The following is an 18,432-nucleotide window of genomic DNA, read 5'->3' on the forward strand; positions in this document are numbered from 1 at the left end:
GATACCGGCAAGGCTTGCGCGCCGCAGCAATTGTGTGCGATAGTATACAAAACTGCCCTGCCCTCTTGATCGCCTGATCCAGATGGGCCAGAAGCAGGCACGAATTGCCAGCCCCGATTTCGAAAGGACAGCCCGCATGCCCATTACAGTCGGCCAAGACACCGCCAATACGCGCAGAACGCTCACCGCTGCCGGAAACACCGTTTCCTATTACTCCATCGCCGCGGCCGAGGCGGCAGGGCTGGGGGATTTCTCACGTCTGCCCGTCAGCCTGCGCGTGGTGCTGGAAAACATGCTGCGCTTCGAGGACGGCAAGACCGTCACCACCGACGACATCAAGGCCTTTTCGGAGTGGGCGGACAATGGCGGCCGCACGAACCATGAACTCGCCTACCGCCCCGCGCGCGTGCTGATGCAGGATTTCACCGGCGTGCCGGCGGTCGTGGACCTCGCCGCGATGCGCGACGGCATCAAGGAACTCGGCGGCAAGGCGAGCCAGATCAACCCGCTGAACCCGGTGGACCTCGTGATCGACCACTCGGTGATGATCGACGAGTTCGGCAACCCCCGCGCCTTCCAGATGAACGTTGACCGAGAGTACGAGCGCAACATGGAGCGCTACCAGTTCCTCAAATGGGGTCAGGGCGCGTTCAACAATTTCCGCGTGGTGCCGCCGGGCACCGGTATCTGCCACCAGGTCAACCTGGAATACCTTGCCCAGACGGTCTGGACCGACGAGGACCAGAACGGCGAAACCGTGGCCTACCCCGACACGCTGGTCGGCACCGACAGCCACACCACCATGATCAACGGCGTCGCCGTGCTCGGCTGGGGCGTGGGCGGCATCGAGGCCGAGGCCGCCATGCTGGGCCAGCCCATTTCCATGCTGATCCCCGAGGTCGTGGGGTTCGAGCTGACCGGGGCAATGGTCGAGGGCGTGACCGGCACCGACCTGGTGCTGAAGGTCGTGGAGATGCTGCGCAAGAAAGGCGTGGTGGGCAAGTTCGTCGAGTTCTTCGGCGACGGGCTGAACAACCTGCCGCTGGCGGACCGCGCCACCATCGCGAACATGGCACCCGAATACGGCGCCACCTGCGGGTTCTTTCCCATCGACGACGAAACCCTGCGCTATCTCGAGCAGACCGGCCGCGACAAGGACCGCATCGCGCTGGTCGAGGCCTACGCCAAGGAAAACGGATTCTGGCGCGGGCCGGACTACGCGCCGGTCTACACCGACACGCTCAAGCTCGACATGGGCGAGATCGTGCCGGCCATCTCGGGGCCCAAACGCCCGCAGGATTACGTGGCGCTCGACCGCGCCGCCCCTGAATTCTTCCAGGTGGTCGCCGACTACCGCGGCGAGGATGAAAGCAACGGCGCCACCGCCATGGCCTCCGAAGGCCCCGCACCGGATGCGCTGATCGACCCGCGCAAGACCGCAAAGGTCGAGGGCGAGGAGTACGAGCTGCGCGACGGCTCGGTCGTGATCGCCTCGATCACGTCGTGCACGAACACCTCCAACCCCTACGTGATGATCGGCGCCGGCCTCGTGGCGCGCAAGGCGCGCGAACTGGGACTCAACCGCAAGCCCTGGGTCAAGACATCTCTCGCCCCCGGCTCGCAGGTCGTTTCGGCCTATCTGGAGGATGCCGGTCTGCAGGATGATCTCGACGCAATCGGTTTCAACCTCGTGGGCTATGGCTGCACGACCTGCATCGGCAACTCCGGCCCGCTCCAGCCCGAGATCAGCAAGGCAATCCACGACAACGATCTCGTCGCAACGAGCGTGCTGTCGGGCAACCGCAACTTCGAGGGCCGGATCAGCCCGGACGTGCGCGCCAACTACCTGGCAAGCCCGCCACTGGTGGTGGCCTACGCGCTGGCCGGCGACATGAACATCAACCTCGCCAGCGACCCCATCGCGCAGACGCCGGATGGCAAGGATGTCTACCTCAAGGACCTGTGGCCCAGCCAGAAGGAGATCGCCGAGCTGGTCGAGCGGACCGTCACGCGTGCGGCCTTCCAGGAGAAATACGCCGACGTCTTCAAGGGCGACGAGAAATGGCAGTCCGTCGAAACGGCAACCGGCGAAACCTACGACTGGCCGCCCGAGTCGACCTATGTTCAAAACCCGCCCTACTTCCGCGGCATGTCGAAAGAACCCGGGCAGATATCCGACATCGAGGATGCGCGCATCCTCGCGCTTCTGGGTGACATGGTCACGACCGACCACATCTCGCCCGCCGGGTCGTTCAAACCCGATACGCCGGCTGGCAAGTACCTGATCGAGCGGGGCGTGCAGCCGCGCGAGTTCAACTCGTACGGCTCGCGGCGTGGCAACCACGAGGTGATGATGCGCGGCACCTTCGCCAATATCCGCATCCGTAACGAGATGCTGGACGGGGTCGAGGGCGGCTATACCAAGGGGCCGGACGGCGAGCAGACCTCGATCTTCGACGCGGCCATGGCCTACCAGGAGCAGGGCACGCCGCTGGTCTTGTTCGGCGGCGAACAGTACGGCGCGGGCTCTTCGCGGGACTGGGCGGCCAAGGGCACCAACCTGCTGGGGGTCAAGGCCGTCATCGCCGAGAATTTCGAGCGCATCCACCGCTCGAACCTCGTGGGCATGGGCGTCATCCCGTTCGAGTTCACCGGCGGCGACACCCGCAAGACGCTGGAGCTGACCGGCGACGAATCGGTGACGATCAAGGGGCTTTCGGGTGTGAAACCGCAGCAGGAGGTGCCGTGCACGATCACCTATGCCGACGGCACGTCCAAGGAAATCACCCTCAAGTGCCGCATCGATACCGCCATCGAGAAGGAATACGTCGAACACGGCGGCGTGCTGCACTACGTGCTGCGCGATCTCGCGAACGCGGCCTGAGCGCGCACGCGGCGTGAACCGGTACGGGGCGGGATATTCCCGCCCCGTTTTCATTCAGACGGGGAATGCGCCCCGCAAACGGGCACGGCGCGGCCGAAGGGTCATGTCCGCCCCGGAAAGGCATCGTCGCGCCGCGGAACCAGGATCAGGAGCGTCGCCACCGAAACTGCCGCCACACAAAGGAACATCGGGACCGCGCCGAACCGGTCGCTCATGACGCCGGCGGCCACGGGACCAAGCACGCTGCCCGCTGCGACGGCAATCAGCGCGGCGGTAAAGCTGCGGGACGGCAGCAGCGGAAAGAGCCTTTCCGACCAGAATGACAGGACGGCGCTCATTTTCATGACGAATGCGCCCTGCAGCCCCGCAGACAGGACCACCCCGGTCCACGATCCCGGCGCGAGGGCCACAAGGATCAGCGACAAGGCCGAGGTAATCAGCAGCATGCACAGCAGCCCGGCAAGCCCGATCATCGCCTCGACGCGCGCGGTTGCAAGGCCGACCAGCCCGCACACGCCGAAACACACGAAAATGACCGCTGACGATGCGCCGTCGGGCAGCCCCGGCAGGCCGCCGGCCTGCTCGATCCGGTCCGCCGCGAAGGAAATGTAGATCGCCGTCGTCACGCCAAAGGACAGCGCGATGCCGTAGAGCGGCAACGCCGATCCGTGCAGAAGTATTCCCCAGGGTTGATGCGGGCTTGGCCCCATCTGACGCGGCAAATCCCGCAGGGCCAACAGGTTCGCTGTCAAGGCGGCGGCGCCGGCCAGCGTGAAGGCGGTCCAGGCCGCCCTCCAGGAAAACTCTCCAAGGCCGAGCGCGAGCGCCGTTGCCCCTGCCGCCGCGATCCCGAGGCTGGTGCCGGTACTCACGATCGACAGCGCGGCCGGCCGCGCGGCGCGCGGGATCTGCCGGTTGACGATGGTGTTGAACGGTGACCACGCGAACCCGGCACTTGTCATCGCCAGGAACACGCCGACCGAAAGCACCATCAGGTTGGGGGCCGAAACCACCAGCCCCATGCCAAGCGCGGCAAGCCCCAGGCCGAGCACGACGGGCAGACGCGGACCTATCAGGGCCAGCGCCGCGTAAGCCGCGACCAGCCCCAGAAGCATGCCGAAAAAGCCAAGGCTGGAAATTAGCCCGGCAATCCCGTTGGACATCGGGAACTCCGACCGGAATTCCGACAGGAACAGGCCGAACCCCATGCGCGCGGGGCCATAGGTGATCGCGGTCGCGGCAAAGCCGGCGGCGGACAGTTTCCACAATCGGTGCATCGCTTGCCTCCGCCGGGTGCCGGACAGCTGTTGCGGACATGACCCCGAGCCCTGCGCGCGTCAAGGCCGCCTGCCCTTGTCCACGGACCGCGCGCCCCGTATCTAGGGGCCAAGACCAACGCAATTCAAACGCCGGGGTGACACGATGTTCAAGGGATTGGGCCAGATGGGCGACATGGCCAAGATGATGAAGGCCGCGCAGGAAATGCAGCAGAAGATGGCCGATCTGCAGGAAGAAATGAAGACCATGACGGTCGAGGGTGAATCCGGTGCCGGGCTGGTCAAGGCCACCTGCACGGTCAAGGGGGAGCTCAAGAGCCTCGACATCGACCCGTCGATCTTCAACCCCGACGACAAGGAGGCGGTCGAGGATCTCATCCTCGCCGCGATCAAGAACGCCCAGACCACCGCCGACGAAAAGGCCAAGGAGGAGATGGGCAAGATCACCGAAGGCATGGGCCTGCCCAAGGACATGAACCTGCCGTTCTGATCCGCGGTAGGGCGCATGACCTCCACTCGCGACATCGACGCGCTGATCGAGATGATGGCCAAGCTGCCCGGGCTCGGACCCCGTTCGGCACGGCGCGCCGTGCTGCACATGATCCGCAAGCGCGAACTGTTGCTGACCCCGCTTGCCGACCAGATGCAAAGGGTGGCCGCCACCGCGCGGGAATGCACGAGCTGCGGCAATATCGGCACGTCAGAGACCTGCGATATCTGCGCGGCTGAAAAACGTGCCAACGGGCAGCTCTGCGTCGTGGAGGACGTGGCGGATCTCTGGGCGATGGAGCGGGCGGCCGTGTTCAAGGGGCGCTACCACGTTCTGGGCGGCACGCTGTCCGCGCTCGACCAGATCGGGCCCGAGCAACTGCGCATTCCCAAGCTGGTCGAACGCGTGGCCGCGGAGAGCATCACCGAGGTCATCCTCGCGCTGAATGCAACCGTGGACGGTCAGACCACCGCCCATTACATCGCCGACCAGCTCGAGGACCGGGTGCGCCTGACCTCTCTGGCGCAGGGCGTCCCCATCGGCGGCGAGCTGGACTATCTCGACGACGGCACGATCGGCGCTGCGCTCAACGCCCGCAAGGCCCTGTGAAAAAACGGGAAACGGCGGGCCATTGCCCGCCATCCGCCGCCCGGCCGGATACGGTGCGTCCTACCCGCGACCGCCAGTGTCCTCGTCGTCGTCTTCGTCGTCGCTGCTTTCGGGCAGGTTGAAGAAGCTGTCGGCGTCGATCTCCTCCCCGTCGTCCGAGCTTTCGTCGTCGTCGCGCGACAGGCTGAAGGTTTCCAGCCCCTCGATGGCCGTCGGCATCTTGGGCTCTGCCTCGGCCTCCAGGCTCTGCTCGGTGCTCAGCAGCTTGCGGCGCTCGTCATCGCCCATCGCCTCGCCTTCCTTGGCCTTCTTGGCCGCGGCCTTCTGCACCGCCTCGTCAAGCTCGGTCTGCTTGCAAAGACCCAGGGCCACCGGGTCGATGGGCTGCATGTTGGCGATGTTCCAATGGGTCCGCTCGCGGATGGACTGGATCGTAGGCTTGGTCGTGCCGACCAGCTTGGCGATCTGCGCGTCGGCCAGTTCCGGATGGAATTTCACCAGCCACAGGATGGCGTTCGGACGGTCTTGCCGCTTCGACAGCGGCGTGTAGCGCGGGCCGCGGCGTTTTTCCTCGCCCACGGCGGCGGGGTTGTGCTTGAGCTGCAGCTTGTGCAGCGGGTCTTTCTCAGCCTTGTCGATCTCTTCCTGCGTGAGCTGGTTGTTGGCAACGGGATCGAACCCCTTGACCCCCGCGGCCACGTCGCCGTCGGCGATGCCCTGGATCTCGAGTTCATGCAGGCCGACGAAATCGGCAATCTGCTTGAAACTGATCGTCGTGTTGTCCACCAGCCATACGGCGGTGGCCTTGGCCATAAGCGGTTTTGCCATTTCTCACGTCTCCTTAACGCACATCTTCCCCGTCGCCTGGCTTGGCTGTCCCTAGAAGGGACGGGTTTCCGTTGTCGGGGAACTTGGCGCGTATATAGTCGGGCAGAATACAAATTGAAAGACCGAATGATGCGCGCGGCACACGTCATCCTGCTCTGGTTATGTGCCGGCATGAGCCTGGCCGACGGCGACCGTGCGGGCCGGTTCGATTACTATGTCCTGAGCATGAGCTGGTCACCGACATGGTGCGCGCTGGAGGGCACGGCGCGGGATGCCGCCCAGTGTGACCCCGAGGCCGGCAACGGCTGGATACTGCACGGGCTGTGGCCGCAATTCCACCGTGGCTGGCCGGCCAATTGCCCCACATCGCTGCCGCCGCCATCACGCGGCATGACCGCGGCGATGGCGGATATCATGGGATCGGGCGGCCTGGCGTGGCACCAATGGCATAAACACGGCACCTGCACCGGGCTTTCTGCCGCGGAGTATTTCGCACGCTCCCGCGAGGCCTTTGCCCGCGTCCGCAAGCCCGGGGTATTCCGACAGCTGCGCGAACCCGTGAAGCTCTCTGCACGGGCCGTGGAGGACGCGTTCCTCCGGGCGAACCCGCGATGGCACCGCGACATGCTGACCGTCACATGCCGCGAGAACCGCATACAGGAGGCACGGCTGTGCCTGTCCAAGACGTTGCAACCGGTCCCCTGCGGGCAGGACGTGATCCGCGATTGCACGCTTGCGGATGCGGTGCTCGCCCCGGTCCCGCGTTCACGCCGCGTTCAGTAGGCGCTCTTGGGCTCGCGGTCGGCCGACAGGCTGGGCTGGGTGCGCCGTACCAGCGTCTCGATGGCGTTGGCGACGTGGACCTGCTGAATGTGATGATCGCCCCGCGCAACCCGGTCGCGATGTGCTTCGATCAGCACATCGGCGTGGGAACAGCCGCGTGGCGGCTCGAACCGGTAGCTGGCCAGCTCGATCAGCAGCCCCAGCGGATCTCTGAAATAAACCGAGTCCATGAAGCCGCGATCCTTTCGCCCCGAATGCGGTATGCCACGCGCCTCGAGCCGGTCCGCGACCTGTGTGAACGTCGCCTCGCTCACGCTGAAGGCAAGGTGATGCACGCATCCCGCATCCGCGGGCGTGGCGCGGTGCACCGGCTTGCGGTTCTCGTTGGTGAAAACGGTGATCAGCCGCCCGTCGCCCGGATCGAAATAAAGGTGCCCCTCGTCGGGATCGTCGAGGTTCGGCTGGTCGAAGATGAACGGCATGCCCAGCACACCCTCCCAGAAGTCGATCGATGTCTGCCGGTCGGCGCCGGTCAGCGTGATGTGATGCACGCCCTGAACCTGTAGTTTCTGCATGGCCGTATCCTCCTTGCGTCGAGAAGAGATATGGGGTGCAGCCCTTGTGCAGCAAGAGGCATTATCCTGCGTATGAAAATATAAATGGTGCATTAGCGCACATAACGGGCGATGGCGCTTGCCTGCGGGTCACACCCGGCTAGGCTGCCGGGCATGGAAGAGCATATCCATATCAACCGCGATCTCTGGAACTCCATGGCGACAGACTGGGTCGCGGCGGGCGAGAGGGCCTGGACCAGCGCGGCGCCGTTCTGGGGCATCTGGGAGGTGCCCGAGACCCGGCTGGGGATGTTGCCGGAGGACATGGCGGGCATGGAGGCGGTCGAGCTGGGCTGCGGGACAGGCTATGTCTCGGGCTGGATGGCCCGGCGCGGGGCGCGGGTGACGGGGATCGACCTGTCGGCCGGTCAACTGGCCACGGCGCGGCGGCTGGCCCGGGAGCACGGGGCGGATATACGCTTCGAGGAGGGCAACGCCGAGGCGCTGCCATTCGCGGACGGGGCGTTCGATTTCGCCATATCGGAATACGGCGCGGCGATCTGGTGCGACCCGGCGATGTGGCTGCGCGAGACATGGCGGGTGCTGCGCCCCGGCGGGCGGCTGGTGTTCCTTGGCCATCACGCCTTGGTGGTGATGACGACGCCACCGAGCGGGGCGGCCTGTGAACGGGTGCTGCACCGGCCCTATCGCGGGCTGGGACGCACCGACTGGACCGAGGCGAAGATCGACCCCGGCGGGGTGGAGTTCAGCCTGGGCTTCGAGGACTGGATCACGCTGTTCCGCGAGATCGGGTTCTCGGTAGAGGGGTTGAGGGAACTCTACGCGCCCGAGGGGGCCACGGGCACGCGTTTCGGCATTCCGGCGGCGTGGGCACGGAACTATCCGGCCGAGCATGTGTGGTGGCTGAAAAAGCTCTGACAGCGCCGCGCCGGGGCCGCGGGCCTGTCATGCGCTGCGCCTGGTCAGGCCCCCACCATGCCAACGATACGATAGGTTTCGCGCAGGATGGGCGCGGCGATGGCGCGGGCGCGCTCGGCCCCGCGCGCCAGCGTGCGGTCGATCTCGGCGGGGTCTTCCATGAGCCGGGCCATTTCCCGCGATATCGGCGCAAGCCTGTCCACGGCGAGGTCGGCCAGCGCGGGCTTGAACTCGGAAAATGGCTTGCCGCCCATCTCGGCCAGCACCTGATCGACGCTCATGTCGGCCAGCGCGGCGTAGATGTTGACGAGGTTGCGGGCCTCGGGCCGGTCGTCTAGCGGCCCCTCCTCGGAGGGCAGCGGCTCGGGGTCGGTCTTGGCCTTGCGGATCTTTTTCGCGATGGTGTCGGCATCGTCCGTCAGGTTGATGCGCGACATGTCCGATACATCGGATTTCGACATCTTCTTGGCGCCGTCGCGCAGGCTCATCACCCGTGTCGCCGCGCCTTCGATCACCGGCCTGGTGACGGGAAAGAATTCCACGCCGTAATCATGGTTGAACTTGCGCGCGATCTCCTGTGTCAGCTCCAGGTGCTGCTTCTGGTCCTCGCCCACCGGCACGTGGGTGGCATGATAGGCTAGGATGTCGGCAGCCATCAGCGCGGGGTACCCGAACAGGCCGAGACTTGCCTGCTCGGCGTTCTTGCCGGCCTTGTCCTTGAACTGGGTCATCCGCTTCATCCAGCCCATGCGCGCCACGCAGTTGAATATCCACGCAAGCTGGGTGTGCTCGGCCACCTGGCTCTGGTTGAACAGGATCGACCGCTCTGGGTCCAGCCCCGAGGCGATGAACCCGGCGGCCAGTTCGCGGGTGGCGTGGCACAGGGCCTCTGGCTCCTGCCATACGGTGATGGCGTGCAGGTCGACCATGCAGTAAATCGACTCGACCCCCTCCTCCTGGCTCTCGACGAAGCGCTTGAGCGCACCGAGATAATTGCCAAGATGCAGGTTGCCCGAGGGCTGAATGCCCGAGAACACGCGGGGTGTGAACGCCACCTCCGTCATACGCCGTCTCCGTCTGGAAATTTCCGCCCGCCTCGCTTACTCATGGCCGCGCATGGCGTCAAGGAGAGCAGGCATGAGCCACCCCGACACCAATAACGGCCCCGTCAACCCGTTGCCGGCCTCCGTCATCGTGCTGGTTGCCGCGATGGCCGCCGCCGAGGCGGTTTTCACGCTCGGTGCACGGGGCCTCGTCGGCGGGCCGGAGGCGATCGGCTGGCGCAGCCTGGCGATACAGGATTACGGGTTTTCCAACCGGGCCTTCGCGTGGATGCTGGAGAACGGGATTTTCCGGCTCGATTACGCCGTGCGGCTTTTCACCTACCCGTTCGTCCACGCGACCTTTACCCACATGCTGTTCGCCGCCGTCCTGACCCTGGCACTGGGCAAGTTCGTTGGCGAACGGCTGAGCCAATTGGCCGTGCTGGTTCTGTTCTTCGCCTCCGCCGCGCTCGGGGCACTGACATACGCGCTGATCCTGCCGCAGGGGGGCGGGCTGATCGGGGCCTTTCCCGGCGTTTACGGCCTCATCGGCGGGTTCACCTATCTCGTGTGGCTGCGGCTGGGGCAGATGGGCGAACAACAGATCCGCGCCTTTTCGCTCATCGGCATATTGCTGGCGCTGCAACTCGTCTTCGGGCTTTTCTTCGGCACCGGCACCACGTGGATCGCGGATGTAGCGGGCTTCTGCGCGGGATTTCTTTTGTCCTTCGTGCTGGTGCCCGGCGGGTGGCGGCGGTTGCGGTCGAAAATCAGGCACCGGTAGCGGACGCGGGCACCGCCACCTCAGCGGCGGAGCGCGGCGCGAAACTCCGACAGCCGGAAGGCGCCCATCACCTGCCCGGCAAGGAAGTAGGCCACCGTGCCCGCGGCAATCAGCACCAGCAGCGCCAGCCACCGCCAGCCCCCCAATGCGAAGAAGGGGGTCAACAGGACCGACACGCCCCACAGAACCACCCCCATCAGGAGCGCCGCGGCACAGATGCGCCAGACGCGGCGGCGAAAGCGTGCATCGAAGCGCGCCACCTCTCCCATCGAGCGGGCACCACGCATCAGCAGCCAGACCATGACCCAGCCCGCCACGGTGGTCGCGACCGCCGCGGCGATCCAGCCGATCGCGATGGCCAGACCGACGGCGATGACCGCGTTGACCACCATCGCCACGAGCGCGAAGCGGAACGGGCTGCGAGTGTCCTCGCGCGCAAAGAAAAGGGGCTGCAGGATCTTCTGCAGCACGAAGGCGGGCAGCCCGAGACCGTAGATCGCCACGGCCAGCGCCGTGGCGGCCGTGTCGTCGGCGCCGAACGCGCCGCGCTCGAACAGGACCGAGACGAGCGGCAGTGGTATGACCATCAGCGCGACCGCCGAGGGTATCGTCAAGGCAAGCGAAATTTCCCCCGCTCGCGAATAGGCCTCGCGCGCGCCGGTATCGTCCTCCGCCTTGAGCCGGCGCGACAGGTCGGGCAAGAGGACGATACCCACGGCGATGCCCACGACCCCCAGCGGCAACTGGTAGAGCCGGTCGGCCGAGTACAGCCAGCTTACCGCCTTGTCGTAGTTCGAGGCCACAAGCTGCCCCACCAGCAGGTTGACCTGCACCACCCCGCCGGCCAGCGCCGCCGGAACGGCCACGCGCAGCAAATGGGCCATCTCGGGCGTCCAGCGGGGACGGACGGGCCGGATGCGCAGGCCCGCGCGCTCGGCCGCGCCCCAGACCAGCGCCAGCTGCGCCAGCCCCGCCACCGGTATTGTCCACACGAGCGCCTGGGCCACCGCGCCGCCCACGGCCCAAGCCACCGTCATGGCCGTGACCAGCAGGATGTTCAGAAGCACCGGCGCGGCGGCGGCGGCGGCGAAGCGGCCGGCGGCATTGAGCACGCCGGAGAACAGCGCGGCCAGCGAGATGAAGAAGATGTAGGGAAAGACGATGCGCCCGAACTCTACCGTGATATCGAAGCGTTCATCGCCGTAGAACCCCTCGGCCGTGGCCCACACGAGCGCGGGCATGAACACCATGGCAAGCCCCGTCAGAACCAGCAGCACAAGGCTCAGCCCCGCCAGCGCAAGGGCCGCGAATCCCTCCGGGTTTTCCCCTGATTCCAGTCGCTTGGAAAACATCGGCACGAAGGCGGCATTGAAAGCGCCCTCGGCGAAGAAACGCCGGAACATGTTGGGCAGGCGAAAGGCGGCAACATAGGCGTCCATCAGCACCCCCGGCCCGATGAAGCCCGCGATCAAGACGTCGCGCACGAAGCCGAGAACGCGGCTCATCAGGGTCCAGCTGCCCACGGTCAGCACGCCGGAGAGAAGGCGGACGGGTTTCATTCGGGGCCTTTCGCCAGTGGACTGAAAGAGCCTTAGCGGATCGCGCGTAAGGGGGGAAGGGCGCGCGATCCGGCCCGGGGTCAACCGGCCGAAAAGGTGGCGGAAACATGGAGCGGCCACGCCTCCGTGTTACCTCGGCAGTGCCCCGGCGCGGTGAGGCCGCCGGATGCGCCGATGCCTCACTCGATCCCATTGGCGCGCTGCAACTCGCGGACATAGGCGATGACCGCGGTCACGTCGGCCTTGGTCAGACCTTCCTGCGCGGGCATGTTGCCGAAGGTCCAGTGATGCGCGCGCACGCCGTTCTGAACCGCCATGTGAAACGACATGTCTCCGTGATGCGACGGCTCGTAGATCTTGTGCACCAGCGGCGGCCCCTTGCCCGCGTTGCCGGCGGCATTGGTGCCATGGCATTCCGCACAGACGGCGTTGAACGCGCGTTCCCCCATCCGGGCCTTTTGCGACAGCTCGGCGGGCAGGGTCACCTCGACCATCGGCCCGTCCTGTGCCGAGGCGGTGGCGCTGCCGGACGCGGCGTCGTCGCCGCCGGGACGGGCGATGTAGACGGCGGCCCCCGCGAGGCCCGCCGCCACCGCACCGATAAGAAGCATCCTGTTCATTTTCGTGTCTCCCGATATTGCGTGGATCGGGCGGGCGTCATTGCCCCGCCCCGGTCTCGTTCTTGTTCAACAGGTAGGTGGCTATCGCCCGGCGATCCGCATCCGACAGCCATGCCGTGCCGTCGCGGACAACTTCGCCCATGCCGCCGCCGAAGGTATCGCCGTCGGGCATCACGCCCGATTTCAGACCGTAGGCGAGGGACGCAACGCTCCACCCCGCCTCCGACAGGTCGCCGGCACGGATGGACGGGGCTGTGCCGCCGCCGGGCAGGTCGTCACTGCCCGCGAGGTACCGGCCCGGCCTGCGGCCGCCCGCGAGGTTGCGGTCTGTATGGCAGGCCCCGCAATGGGCCAGCCCGTTGACCAGCCAACGCCCCCGGTTCCATGCCTCGGACCGTTCCGGCACGGGCGCGGTCGGCGGGCCGTGGGCATAGACCGCGCGCCACAGCTTGAGCCCGGCGCGCAGATTGAAGGGAAAACCAAGGTCATGTCCGCCGGCCGTGACATCCTGCGGGGGCACTCCCTGAAAAGCCGCCCACATGTCGGCGATGTCCTGATCGCTGAGATGGCCGTAGAAAGCATAGGGAAAAGCAGGGTAATAAGGCGTGCCGTCAGGCGCGATCCCCTGCCGGACGGCCCGGGCGAAGGCCTCGATCGACCACGCGCCGATGCCGGCCTCCTCGTGCGGTGTCAGGTTGGGCGGCACGAAGGTGCCGAAGGCGGTCTTTATGGGCGCGCCCCCCGTCAAGGCCGGACGACCCGAGCCGGGGGCGGAATGGCAGGCGATGCACCCTCCCGCACGGGCAAGGTATGCGCCCCGTTGCGGGTCACCTTTTCGCTCGGCCAGTTGGGGCGGCGTGCCGATGGGCCAAGCCATCAGCGACACGCCCCCCAGCCCCGCCAATGCGGCAAGGGCCATCAGGATCCCGATTGTGCGCGGCATGATCAGCCGTCGTCCCGACGGTACCTGTCATGGCAGGCCGAACAGACCTGCGTGACCATCATGAAGGCGCCGTCGGCGGGCATCTGACCGATATGTTCGGCGGTCATGCCGTTCGGCAGGTCACCACCCGGCATCATCATGTTGCCGCCCATCATTCCTTGCTGGTTCCCCATCATTCCTTGCTGGTTCCCCATCATGCCCTGCTGGCCGCCCATCATGCCCTGCTGGCCACCCATCATGTGGCCTGCGCCGTGCAGGCCGTTCCCGGCAGCGCGCTCCAGCCCCGTCGCGGCCAGTTCCAGCCGATCGGCGAGCGTGGCGAAGCGGTCCCATTCTTCCCAGACGCGCGGGCGCACCTCGGAAGGATCCTCCATCGACCCCTGCGGAAACTTCTCCACCATGGCCTCGCCCGCCTCTGCGGCGATTGTGCGGGCGGCCTCACGAACGGCTGCGGCGTCATAGGCGGTCTCGCCCGTCATCATCGGTTTTATCCGCTTGACGGCCTCGCCCATGGTTTTCATCGCCTCCATGCGCTCCTTGACGACGCCGGTGGCGCCGGAATGCGCGAACGCGGCCACCGCGAGGCCGGCCAGCGTGACGCCGGCCATAACAAGATGTTTCGGTTTCATGTTCATCTCCCTTGATCCGATAGAATTTGCCCGTGCAGGGCGGTGATCCATCGGTCAGGGGCGCGGCGGCGGCGGGTCGGTCGCGATGGGCATCGATTCGGCGTGAACCGCCGCGAAGAGATGCCGCAGCGCCGTTGGCGCGGCATCCCGCAGCTGCATACCCGGCGCGCCGGGCAGGATCTGGACCGTGCAGGAGCCGTTATGGTGACAGCATGTCTCGGCCCCGGGCAACGCTGCCGCTGGACCGGTCTCGGGCGCAGGCTGCGCCGTGTCATGCGGCATCGCGCTATGGGCCGACGCGGGCGCCGGCAACGCCGCGAGGAACGCCGCGACGGCCACCGCGAAACAGGCGGTCAACAGGGCCCTGCAGGTCAAGGACATGACCTCAAACTGGGCGAAGCGGCCGCTGAATGTCAACATCCGACGGGGCCAATCGCGGGCGGGCCGGTTCAACCCGGTCACCTTCATTCGAAAATCGAGAGGTCGAGGATGACGCTTGCGGTGAAGTTCGGCACGTTCACCGCCTGGCTGATCCGCAGGTCGGCGGCAAGGCTGCAGACGAGGTAGGCTTGCTGGAAGTCGTAACCCCGCGTTTGCATCAGGTGCTCGACCATGTTCAGCAGGGCGTTCTCGACGGCGGTGCGCAGGTCGGAATGGGCAAGGCCGCCATCGCGCGCAAAGGATTGCCCGGTCGTGGCGTGGAAGCGGCGCGGCCCGTCCGGCACGGCGGGTCCGGGCCGGGCAAAGCTGAATTGCGGATCACGGATGCCGCGTTCGGCCGCGCGGCCCTTGTGCAGGTGGAACCGGCACAGCAGAGTCGCCGCCATCTCCAGCCCGGTCACGCACTCGCCCTCGCCCTGCGCGAAATGCGCGTCCCCCGCCGAGAAGAGCGCGCCGTCGACGAAAACCGGCAGGAACAGCGAGGCACCGGCGGTGAGTTGCCGTATGTCGAGATTGCCGCCGTTGGCACGCGGCGGGATCGTCCTGAGCCCGTCGCGGGCCACCGCCGGGTCATCCGGCACGCATGACTGCGCCATGCACGGCGGCGCGCCGGACAGGCCGAGGCGCTCTTCGTAGGCGCGGCTATCCGCCAGCATGCCATGATCGGGCGCCACACCCATAACCCCCATGAAGGGCGCGCCGCGGAACCGCGCGCCGGGTATCTGCGCCGAGGTGGCGTAGCCGTCAGCGATGTCGAAATGGGCGAGGAACGGCCCCGGGCTGTGCCGTGCCAGCACCCCGAGGCTGTGGTACTGGATGCCAAAGCCGTAGCTTTCCGGCAGGACCTCGACGATCTCCACTTCCAGCAGGTCGCCGGGCGCGGCACCCTCCACGTGGACCGGCCCGGTAAGCGGGTGCATCCGTCCCGCGTCCAGCCTGTCGAGCACCCCGACCCCGCAGCCCGGGGTGATCTGGCCGTCGGCGGCATCGCGCGTCTGGAGCCGGACAAGATCGCCGGGGGCGACGGACAGGACGGGGGGAATGTCGGGATGCCAGCGGTTGTGGCCCGTCGCGGGTTGCTGTGGCAGGCTGAGCGCACGGTCGATCAGCACAGCCCTCTCCGTCGTCGCCGCGGTCATTCAAGGCACCTGCACTTGGCGCTTGTGTCGGCCCCCGTGCTTCTTGCCAGCAGGAAAATTGCCGCCGGGGCAAGGCCGTGGTGGACCGCGCATCTCATTCCCGTGCCCGCTCCGCGCCCTGCTCGATTGCCTGGCGCAGCTTGTTTTCCAGAACGCGCTGCTTGCCCTTGGAGTGGAATTTCAGCCCGAACATGTCCTTGACGTAGAAGGTATCCACCACCTGCTCTCCATAGGTCGCGATGACGGCAGAGTTGATGTACACGTTGTTGGCCGCCAGTGTCCGCGTGAGATCGTAGAGCAGTCCGGGGCGGTCGCGGGTGTCGACCTCGATGATGGTGTAGATCTCCGAGCCGTCATTGTCGAAGGTGATGTGGGTTGGCACGCGGAAGGCGCGCTCGCGCTTCTTGATCTTGTCGCGGCTCCGGATCGCCTCGGTGGCCACCACCTCGCCCTTTAGCGTCTTGTGGATCATCTCGCGCAGGCGCGGCAGGCGCTCGGCCTCGAAGGGGTTGCCGTCGGCATCCTGTATCCAGAAGGCGGCGGTGGCGAAGCCGTCCTTGCTGGTGTAGGTGCGCGCGTCCACCACGTTGGCGCCCACCAATGCCAGCGCCCCCGCAAGACGCGAGAATATGCCGGGATGGTCGGCCAGCGCGAAACAGGCGCGGGTGGCGTCGCGGTCCTCGTCGATGGCGAGGTCGATGGCGATCTCGTCGGCGTCAAGGTCTCGCAGGAGACGGGCAAAGACGACATGCGCGGTGACGTGCAGCCCCTGCCAGTAGGGTGGGTAGTGACGCGACGTTTCCGTTTTCAGGTCCTTTGGGTCCCAGTCGGATAGCGCCGCGCGCAGGTTGCGCTTGGCATCCGAGCCGCGCTGTTCGCGGTTGAGCTCTTCCAGACCGCCCTCCATCGCGCGGCGGGTCTGGCGGTAGAGCGCGCGCAGCAGCGAGGCCTTCCAGTTGTTCCACGTGTTCGGGCCCACGCCGCGGATGTCACAGACGGTGAGCACGCAGAGCAGGTCGAGCCGCTCCTTCGTCTGTACCGCCTTGGCAAAGTCGCGCACCGTGCGCGGGTCGGCGATGTCGCGCTTCTGGGCCATGTCGGACATCAGCAGGTGATAGCGCACCAGCCACTCGACGGTATCGACCTCCTTGGCCTTGAGCCCTAGCCGCGGCGCGACCCTGCGCGCGATTTTCGCCCCGAGGATCGAATGGTCCTCGTCCCGGCCCTTGCCGATGTCGTGCAGCAAAAGCGCCACGTAAAGCACGCGGCGGTTCACCCCCTCCTCCAGAATCGAGGAGGCGACGGGCAACTCCTCTTCCAGTTCGCCGCGCTCGATGCGATCGAGCTGCGCGATGCACTGGATGATGTGCTCGTCCACCGTGTAGCTGTGATACATGTTGAACTGCATCATCGCGCGGATCGGCTCGAACTCGGGGATGAAGGCGGACAGGACGCCGAGCTCGTTCATCCGGCGCAGGGCGCGTTCCGGCGCGCCGTGCTTGAGCAGCAGATCGAGAAACAGCTTGCGGGCGCGCGGGTTGTTTCGCACGTCCTCGTCGATGAGCTGCAGGTTCGCGGTGACCAGGCGCATGGTGTCGGGATGGATCAGCAGGCCGGTGCGCAGCCCCTCCTCGAAGACGCGCAGCAGATTCAGCGGATCCGACAGGAAGGCCGTCTCCTCGGCGATGGCCAGGCGGCCGTGCACCTCGACGTAGCCGGGCTTGAGCTTGCGCTTGCGCTTGAACAGGCGCTGCAGCAGCGGCTCGGATTTCACGTGCGCGGCCTCGAGCTTGGTGAGGAAGATGCGCGTGAGCTCGCCCACCGCGGTGGCATGGCGGAAATAGTCCTGCATGAAATGCTCGACCGCGCGGCGGCCGGAACGGTCGGTGTAGCCCAGGCGCTCGGCCACCTCGACCTGCAGGTCGAAGGTAAGCTGCTCGGTGGCCCGGCCCGTGGCCAGATGCAGATGGCAGCGCACCGCCCAGAGGAAGTTCTCTGCCTTGGCGAAGGTGTCGAACTCGTCCTCGGTGAACATGCCAAGATCCACCAACTCGGCGACGTCGTCGACCTGGTGGAGATACTTGGCGATCCAGAAAAGCGACTGCAGGTCGCGCAGGCCGCCCTTTCCCTCCTTGACATTGGGTTCCACCATGTAGCGCACGCCCTGCTTTTCATGGCGCGCGCCGCGTTCCTGCAGCTTGGCCTCGATGAATTCCCGCGCCGAGCCTTCGAAAAGCTCGTCGTGCAGGCGCCGGCGAAGCGTCTCCGCCAGATCGGCATCGCCGTAGAGGAACCGGTTTTCCAGCAGCGCCGTGCGGATCGTGAAATCCTCGCCCCCGAGCCGCAGACAGTCGCGCACCGTGCGGCTGGCGTTGCCGACCTTGAGCCGCAGGTCCCACAGGATATAGAGCGTGCTCTCGATCACGCTCTCTGCCCAGGGGGTGATCTTGTAGGGCGTCAGGAAGAGCAGGTCCACGTCCGAGAACGGCGCCATCTCGCCGCGTCCGTAGCCGCCGACTGCGAACACCGCGATGCGTTCGGATTCGGTGGGGGTGGAAAGCGGGTGAAGGCGGTGCGTCGCCACGTCGAGCGCGGCATGAACGATGCAATCGGTCAGCCACGTATAGGCCCGCGTGGCGGCCCGGGCGGCGAAAGGATCGGCGGCAAGGCCCTCTGCGATCCGGGCCCGGCCTTGTTTCATCGCCCCGGCGAGCACCGCGACGACCTGCTTGCGAAGCTCCGCCCCGTCCTGCCCGCCGGGCGCGGCGGTGTCGCAGGCCGCGTCGATCTCGGCGCCGACCGCGCGCCGGTCAAAGATCAGGTCGGACGGCCGGATCAGCGCGTCGGGGGCCGGCGGGATGTCCTTCATGCGGCACCCTGTGGCCGGCACCCGCCGCGGTTCACCACCGC

General features: G+C 66.6%; 17 protein-coding genes. 6 read left to right on the forward strand and 11 right to left on the reverse strand.

What is annotated here, in order from left to right; genetic code table 11:
• Positions 1-136 precede the first annotated feature (136 nt).
• Positions 137-2,884 carry an aconitate hydratase AcnA gene (acnA, locus tag ACH13J_RS06715; RefSeq protein WP_397542547.1) on the forward strand — a complete coding sequence of 916 codons (2,748 nt, stop codon included), beginning with the start codon at positions 137-139 and terminating at the stop codon, positions 2,882-2,884.
• A gap of 101 nt (positions 2,885-2,985) precedes the next feature.
• On the opposite strand, the gene ACH13J_RS06720 is transcribed toward acnA, so the two are convergent.
• A complete protein-coding gene (locus ACH13J_RS06720) occupies positions 2,986-4,161 on the reverse strand; it encodes an MFS transporter (RefSeq protein WP_397542548.1) in 1,176 nt (391 codons plus the stop codon).
• Between the two features lie 145 nt (positions 4,162-4,306).
• On the opposite strand from ACH13J_RS06720, the gene ACH13J_RS06725 reads away from it, so the two are divergent.
• Together ACH13J_RS06725 and recR are read left to right on the forward strand one after the other, a co-directional pair.
• Complete coding sequence (locus ACH13J_RS06725) at positions 4,307-4,651, forward strand: YbaB/EbfC family nucleoid-associated protein (RefSeq protein WP_397542549.1); 345 nt, start codon at positions 4,307-4,309, stop codon at positions 4,649-4,651.
• Between the two features lie 15 nt (positions 4,652-4,666).
• Positions 4,667-5,260, forward strand: a complete 594-nt coding sequence (gene recR, locus ACH13J_RS06730) for a recombination mediator RecR (RefSeq protein WP_397542550.1) — start codon at positions 4,667-4,669, stop codon at positions 5,258-5,260.
• Positions 5,261-5,320: 60 nt separating this feature from the next.
• Here recR and ACH13J_RS06735 read toward each other — a convergent pair whose 3' ends face one another.
• A complete protein-coding gene (locus ACH13J_RS06735; protein ID WP_397542551.1) occupies positions 5,321-6,088 on the reverse strand; it encodes a DUF1013 domain-containing protein in 768 nt (255 codons plus the stop codon).
• Positions 6,089-6,214: 126 nt separating this feature from the next.
• Between ACH13J_RS06735 and ACH13J_RS06740 the strand changes: the two genes are divergently transcribed.
• A complete protein-coding gene (locus ACH13J_RS06740) occupies positions 6,215-6,871 on the forward strand; it encodes a ribonuclease T2 family protein (protein WP_397542552.1) in 657 nt (218 codons plus the stop codon).
• On the opposite strand, the gene ACH13J_RS06745 is transcribed toward ACH13J_RS06740, so the two are convergent.
• The gene (locus ACH13J_RS06745) at positions 6,865-7,446 is read right to left on the reverse strand and encodes a VOC family protein (protein ID WP_397542553.1); all 582 of its coding nucleotides are present in this window, start codon (positions 7,444-7,446) and stop codon (positions 6,865-6,867) included. The genes ACH13J_RS06740 and ACH13J_RS06745 overlap by 7 nt on opposite strands.
• Positions 7,447-7,599: 153 nt before the next feature.
• Here ACH13J_RS06745 and ACH13J_RS06750 point away from each other — a divergent pair, with 153 nt between their 5' ends.
• Complete coding sequence (locus ACH13J_RS06750; RefSeq protein ID WP_397542554.1) at positions 7,600-8,364, forward strand: methyltransferase domain-containing protein; 765 nt, start codon at positions 7,600-7,602, stop codon at positions 8,362-8,364.
• A 44-nt stretch (positions 8,365-8,408) separates the two neighbouring features.
• Here ACH13J_RS06750 and trpS read toward each other — a convergent pair whose 3' ends face one another.
• Positions 8,409-9,428: a tryptophan--tRNA ligase gene (gene trpS / locus ACH13J_RS06755; RefSeq protein WP_397542555.1), complete on the reverse strand. Its 1,020-nt coding sequence runs from the start codon at positions 9,426-9,428 to the stop codon at positions 8,409-8,411.
• A gap of 73 nt (positions 9,429-9,501) precedes the next feature.
• Between trpS and ACH13J_RS06760 the strand changes: the two genes are divergently transcribed.
• The gene (locus ACH13J_RS06760; RefSeq protein WP_397542556.1) at positions 9,502-10,191 is read left to right on the forward strand and encodes a rhomboid family intramembrane serine protease; all 690 of its coding nucleotides are present in this window, start codon (positions 9,502-9,504) and stop codon (positions 10,189-10,191) included.
• Between the two features lie 20 nt (positions 10,192-10,211).
• Here ACH13J_RS06760 and murJ read toward each other — a convergent pair whose 3' ends face one another.
• From murJ to ACH13J_RS06795, 7 genes are all read right to left on the reverse strand, one after another.
• Positions 10,212-11,750: a murein biosynthesis integral membrane protein MurJ gene (gene murJ / locus ACH13J_RS06765; protein WP_397542557.1), complete on the reverse strand. Its 1,539-nt coding sequence runs from the start codon at positions 11,748-11,750 to the stop codon at positions 10,212-10,214.
• 179 nt (positions 11,751-11,929) lie between these two features.
• Entirely contained in the window at positions 11,930-12,370 is a 441-nt protein-coding gene (locus ACH13J_RS06770) for a c-type cytochrome (protein ID WP_397542558.1), read from the reverse strand.
• A gap of 37 nt (positions 12,371-12,407) precedes the next feature.
• Complete coding sequence (locus ACH13J_RS06775; protein WP_397542559.1) at positions 12,408-13,313, reverse strand: c-type cytochrome; 906 nt, start codon at positions 13,311-13,313, stop codon at positions 12,408-12,410.
• A gap of 2 nt (positions 13,314-13,315) precedes the next feature.
• Positions 13,316-13,942 (reverse strand): cytochrome c, encoded by a 627-nt coding sequence (locus ACH13J_RS06780; protein ID WP_397542560.1) that lies wholly within the window; start codon positions 13,940-13,942, stop codon positions 13,316-13,318.
• Between the two features lie 54 nt (positions 13,943-13,996).
• Positions 13,997-14,317 carry a hypothetical protein gene (locus ACH13J_RS06785; RefSeq protein ID WP_397542561.1) on the reverse strand — a complete coding sequence of 107 codons (321 nt, stop codon included), beginning with the start codon at positions 14,315-14,317 and terminating at the stop codon, positions 13,997-13,999.
• Between the two features lie 89 nt (positions 14,318-14,406).
• Positions 14,407-15,522: an acetamidase/formamidase family protein gene (locus ACH13J_RS06790; RefSeq protein ID WP_397542562.1), complete on the reverse strand. Its 1,116-nt coding sequence runs from the start codon at positions 15,520-15,522 to the stop codon at positions 14,407-14,409.
• A 94-nt stretch (positions 15,523-15,616) separates the two neighbouring features.
• Positions 15,617-18,391 carry a [protein-PII] uridylyltransferase gene (locus ACH13J_RS06795; protein WP_397542563.1) on the reverse strand — a complete coding sequence of 925 codons (2,775 nt, stop codon included), beginning with the start codon at positions 18,389-18,391 and terminating at the stop codon, positions 15,617-15,619.
• Positions 18,392-18,432 lie beyond the last annotated feature (41 nt).

The organism is Roseovarius salis (assembly GCF_044472985.1).
In the GTDB taxonomy this organism is placed as follows: domain Bacteria; phylum Pseudomonadota; class Alphaproteobacteria; order Rhodobacterales; family Rhodobacteraceae; genus Roseovarius; species Roseovarius salis.

Coding starts and splice junctions, on each gene's coding strand:
- ACH13J_RS06745 (WP_397542553.1), bottom strand. CDS start 7,446: ATGCAGAAACTACAGGTTCAGGGCGTGCATCACATCACGCTGACCGGC.
- murJ (WP_397542557.1), bottom strand. CDS start 11,750: ATGAAACCCGTCCGCCTTCTCTCCGGCGTGCTGACCGTGGGCAGCTGG.
- trpS (WP_397542555.1), bottom strand. CDS start 9,428: ATGACGGAGGTGGCGTTCACACCCCGCGTGTTCTCGGGCATTCAGCCC.
- acnA (WP_397542547.1), top strand. CDS start 137: ATGCCCATTACAGTCGGCCAAGACACCGCCAATACGCGCAGAACGCTC.
- ACH13J_RS06780 (WP_397542560.1), bottom strand. CDS start 13,942: ATGAAACCGAAACATCTTGTTATGGCCGGCGTCACGCTGGCCGGCCTC.
- ACH13J_RS06775 (WP_397542559.1), bottom strand. CDS start 13,313: ATGCCGCGCACAATCGGGATCCTGATGGCCCTTGCCGCATTGGCGGGG.
- ACH13J_RS06795 (WP_397542563.1), bottom strand. CDS start 18,391: ATGAAGGACATCCCGCCGGCCCCCGACGCGCTGATCCGGCCGTCCGAC.
- ACH13J_RS06725 (WP_397542549.1), top strand. CDS start 4,307: ATGTTCAAGGGATTGGGCCAGATGGGCGACATGGCCAAGATGATGAAG.
- ACH13J_RS06750 (WP_397542554.1), top strand. CDS start 7,600: ATGGAAGAGCATATCCATATCAACCGCGATCTCTGGAACTCCATGGCG.
- recR (WP_397542550.1), top strand. CDS start 4,667: ATGACCTCCACTCGCGACATCGACGCGCTGATCGAGATGATGGCCAAG.
- ACH13J_RS06790 (WP_397542562.1), bottom strand. CDS start 15,522: ATGACCGCGGCGACGACGGAGAGGGCTGTGCTGATCGACCGTGCGCTC.
- ACH13J_RS06735 (WP_397542551.1), bottom strand. CDS start 6,088: ATGGCAAAACCGCTTATGGCCAAGGCCACCGCCGTATGGCTGGTGGAC.
- ACH13J_RS06720 (WP_397542548.1), bottom strand. CDS start 4,161: ATGCACCGATTGTGGAAACTGTCCGCCGCCGGCTTTGCCGCGACCGCG.
- ACH13J_RS06760 (WP_397542556.1), top strand. CDS start 9,502: ATGAGCCACCCCGACACCAATAACGGCCCCGTCAACCCGTTGCCGGCC.
- ACH13J_RS06740 (WP_397542552.1), top strand. CDS start 6,215: ATGATGCGCGCGGCACACGTCATCCTGCTCTGGTTATGTGCCGGCATG.
- ACH13J_RS06770 (WP_397542558.1), bottom strand. CDS start 12,370: ATGAACAGGATGCTTCTTATCGGTGCGGTGGCGGCGGGCCTCGCGGGG.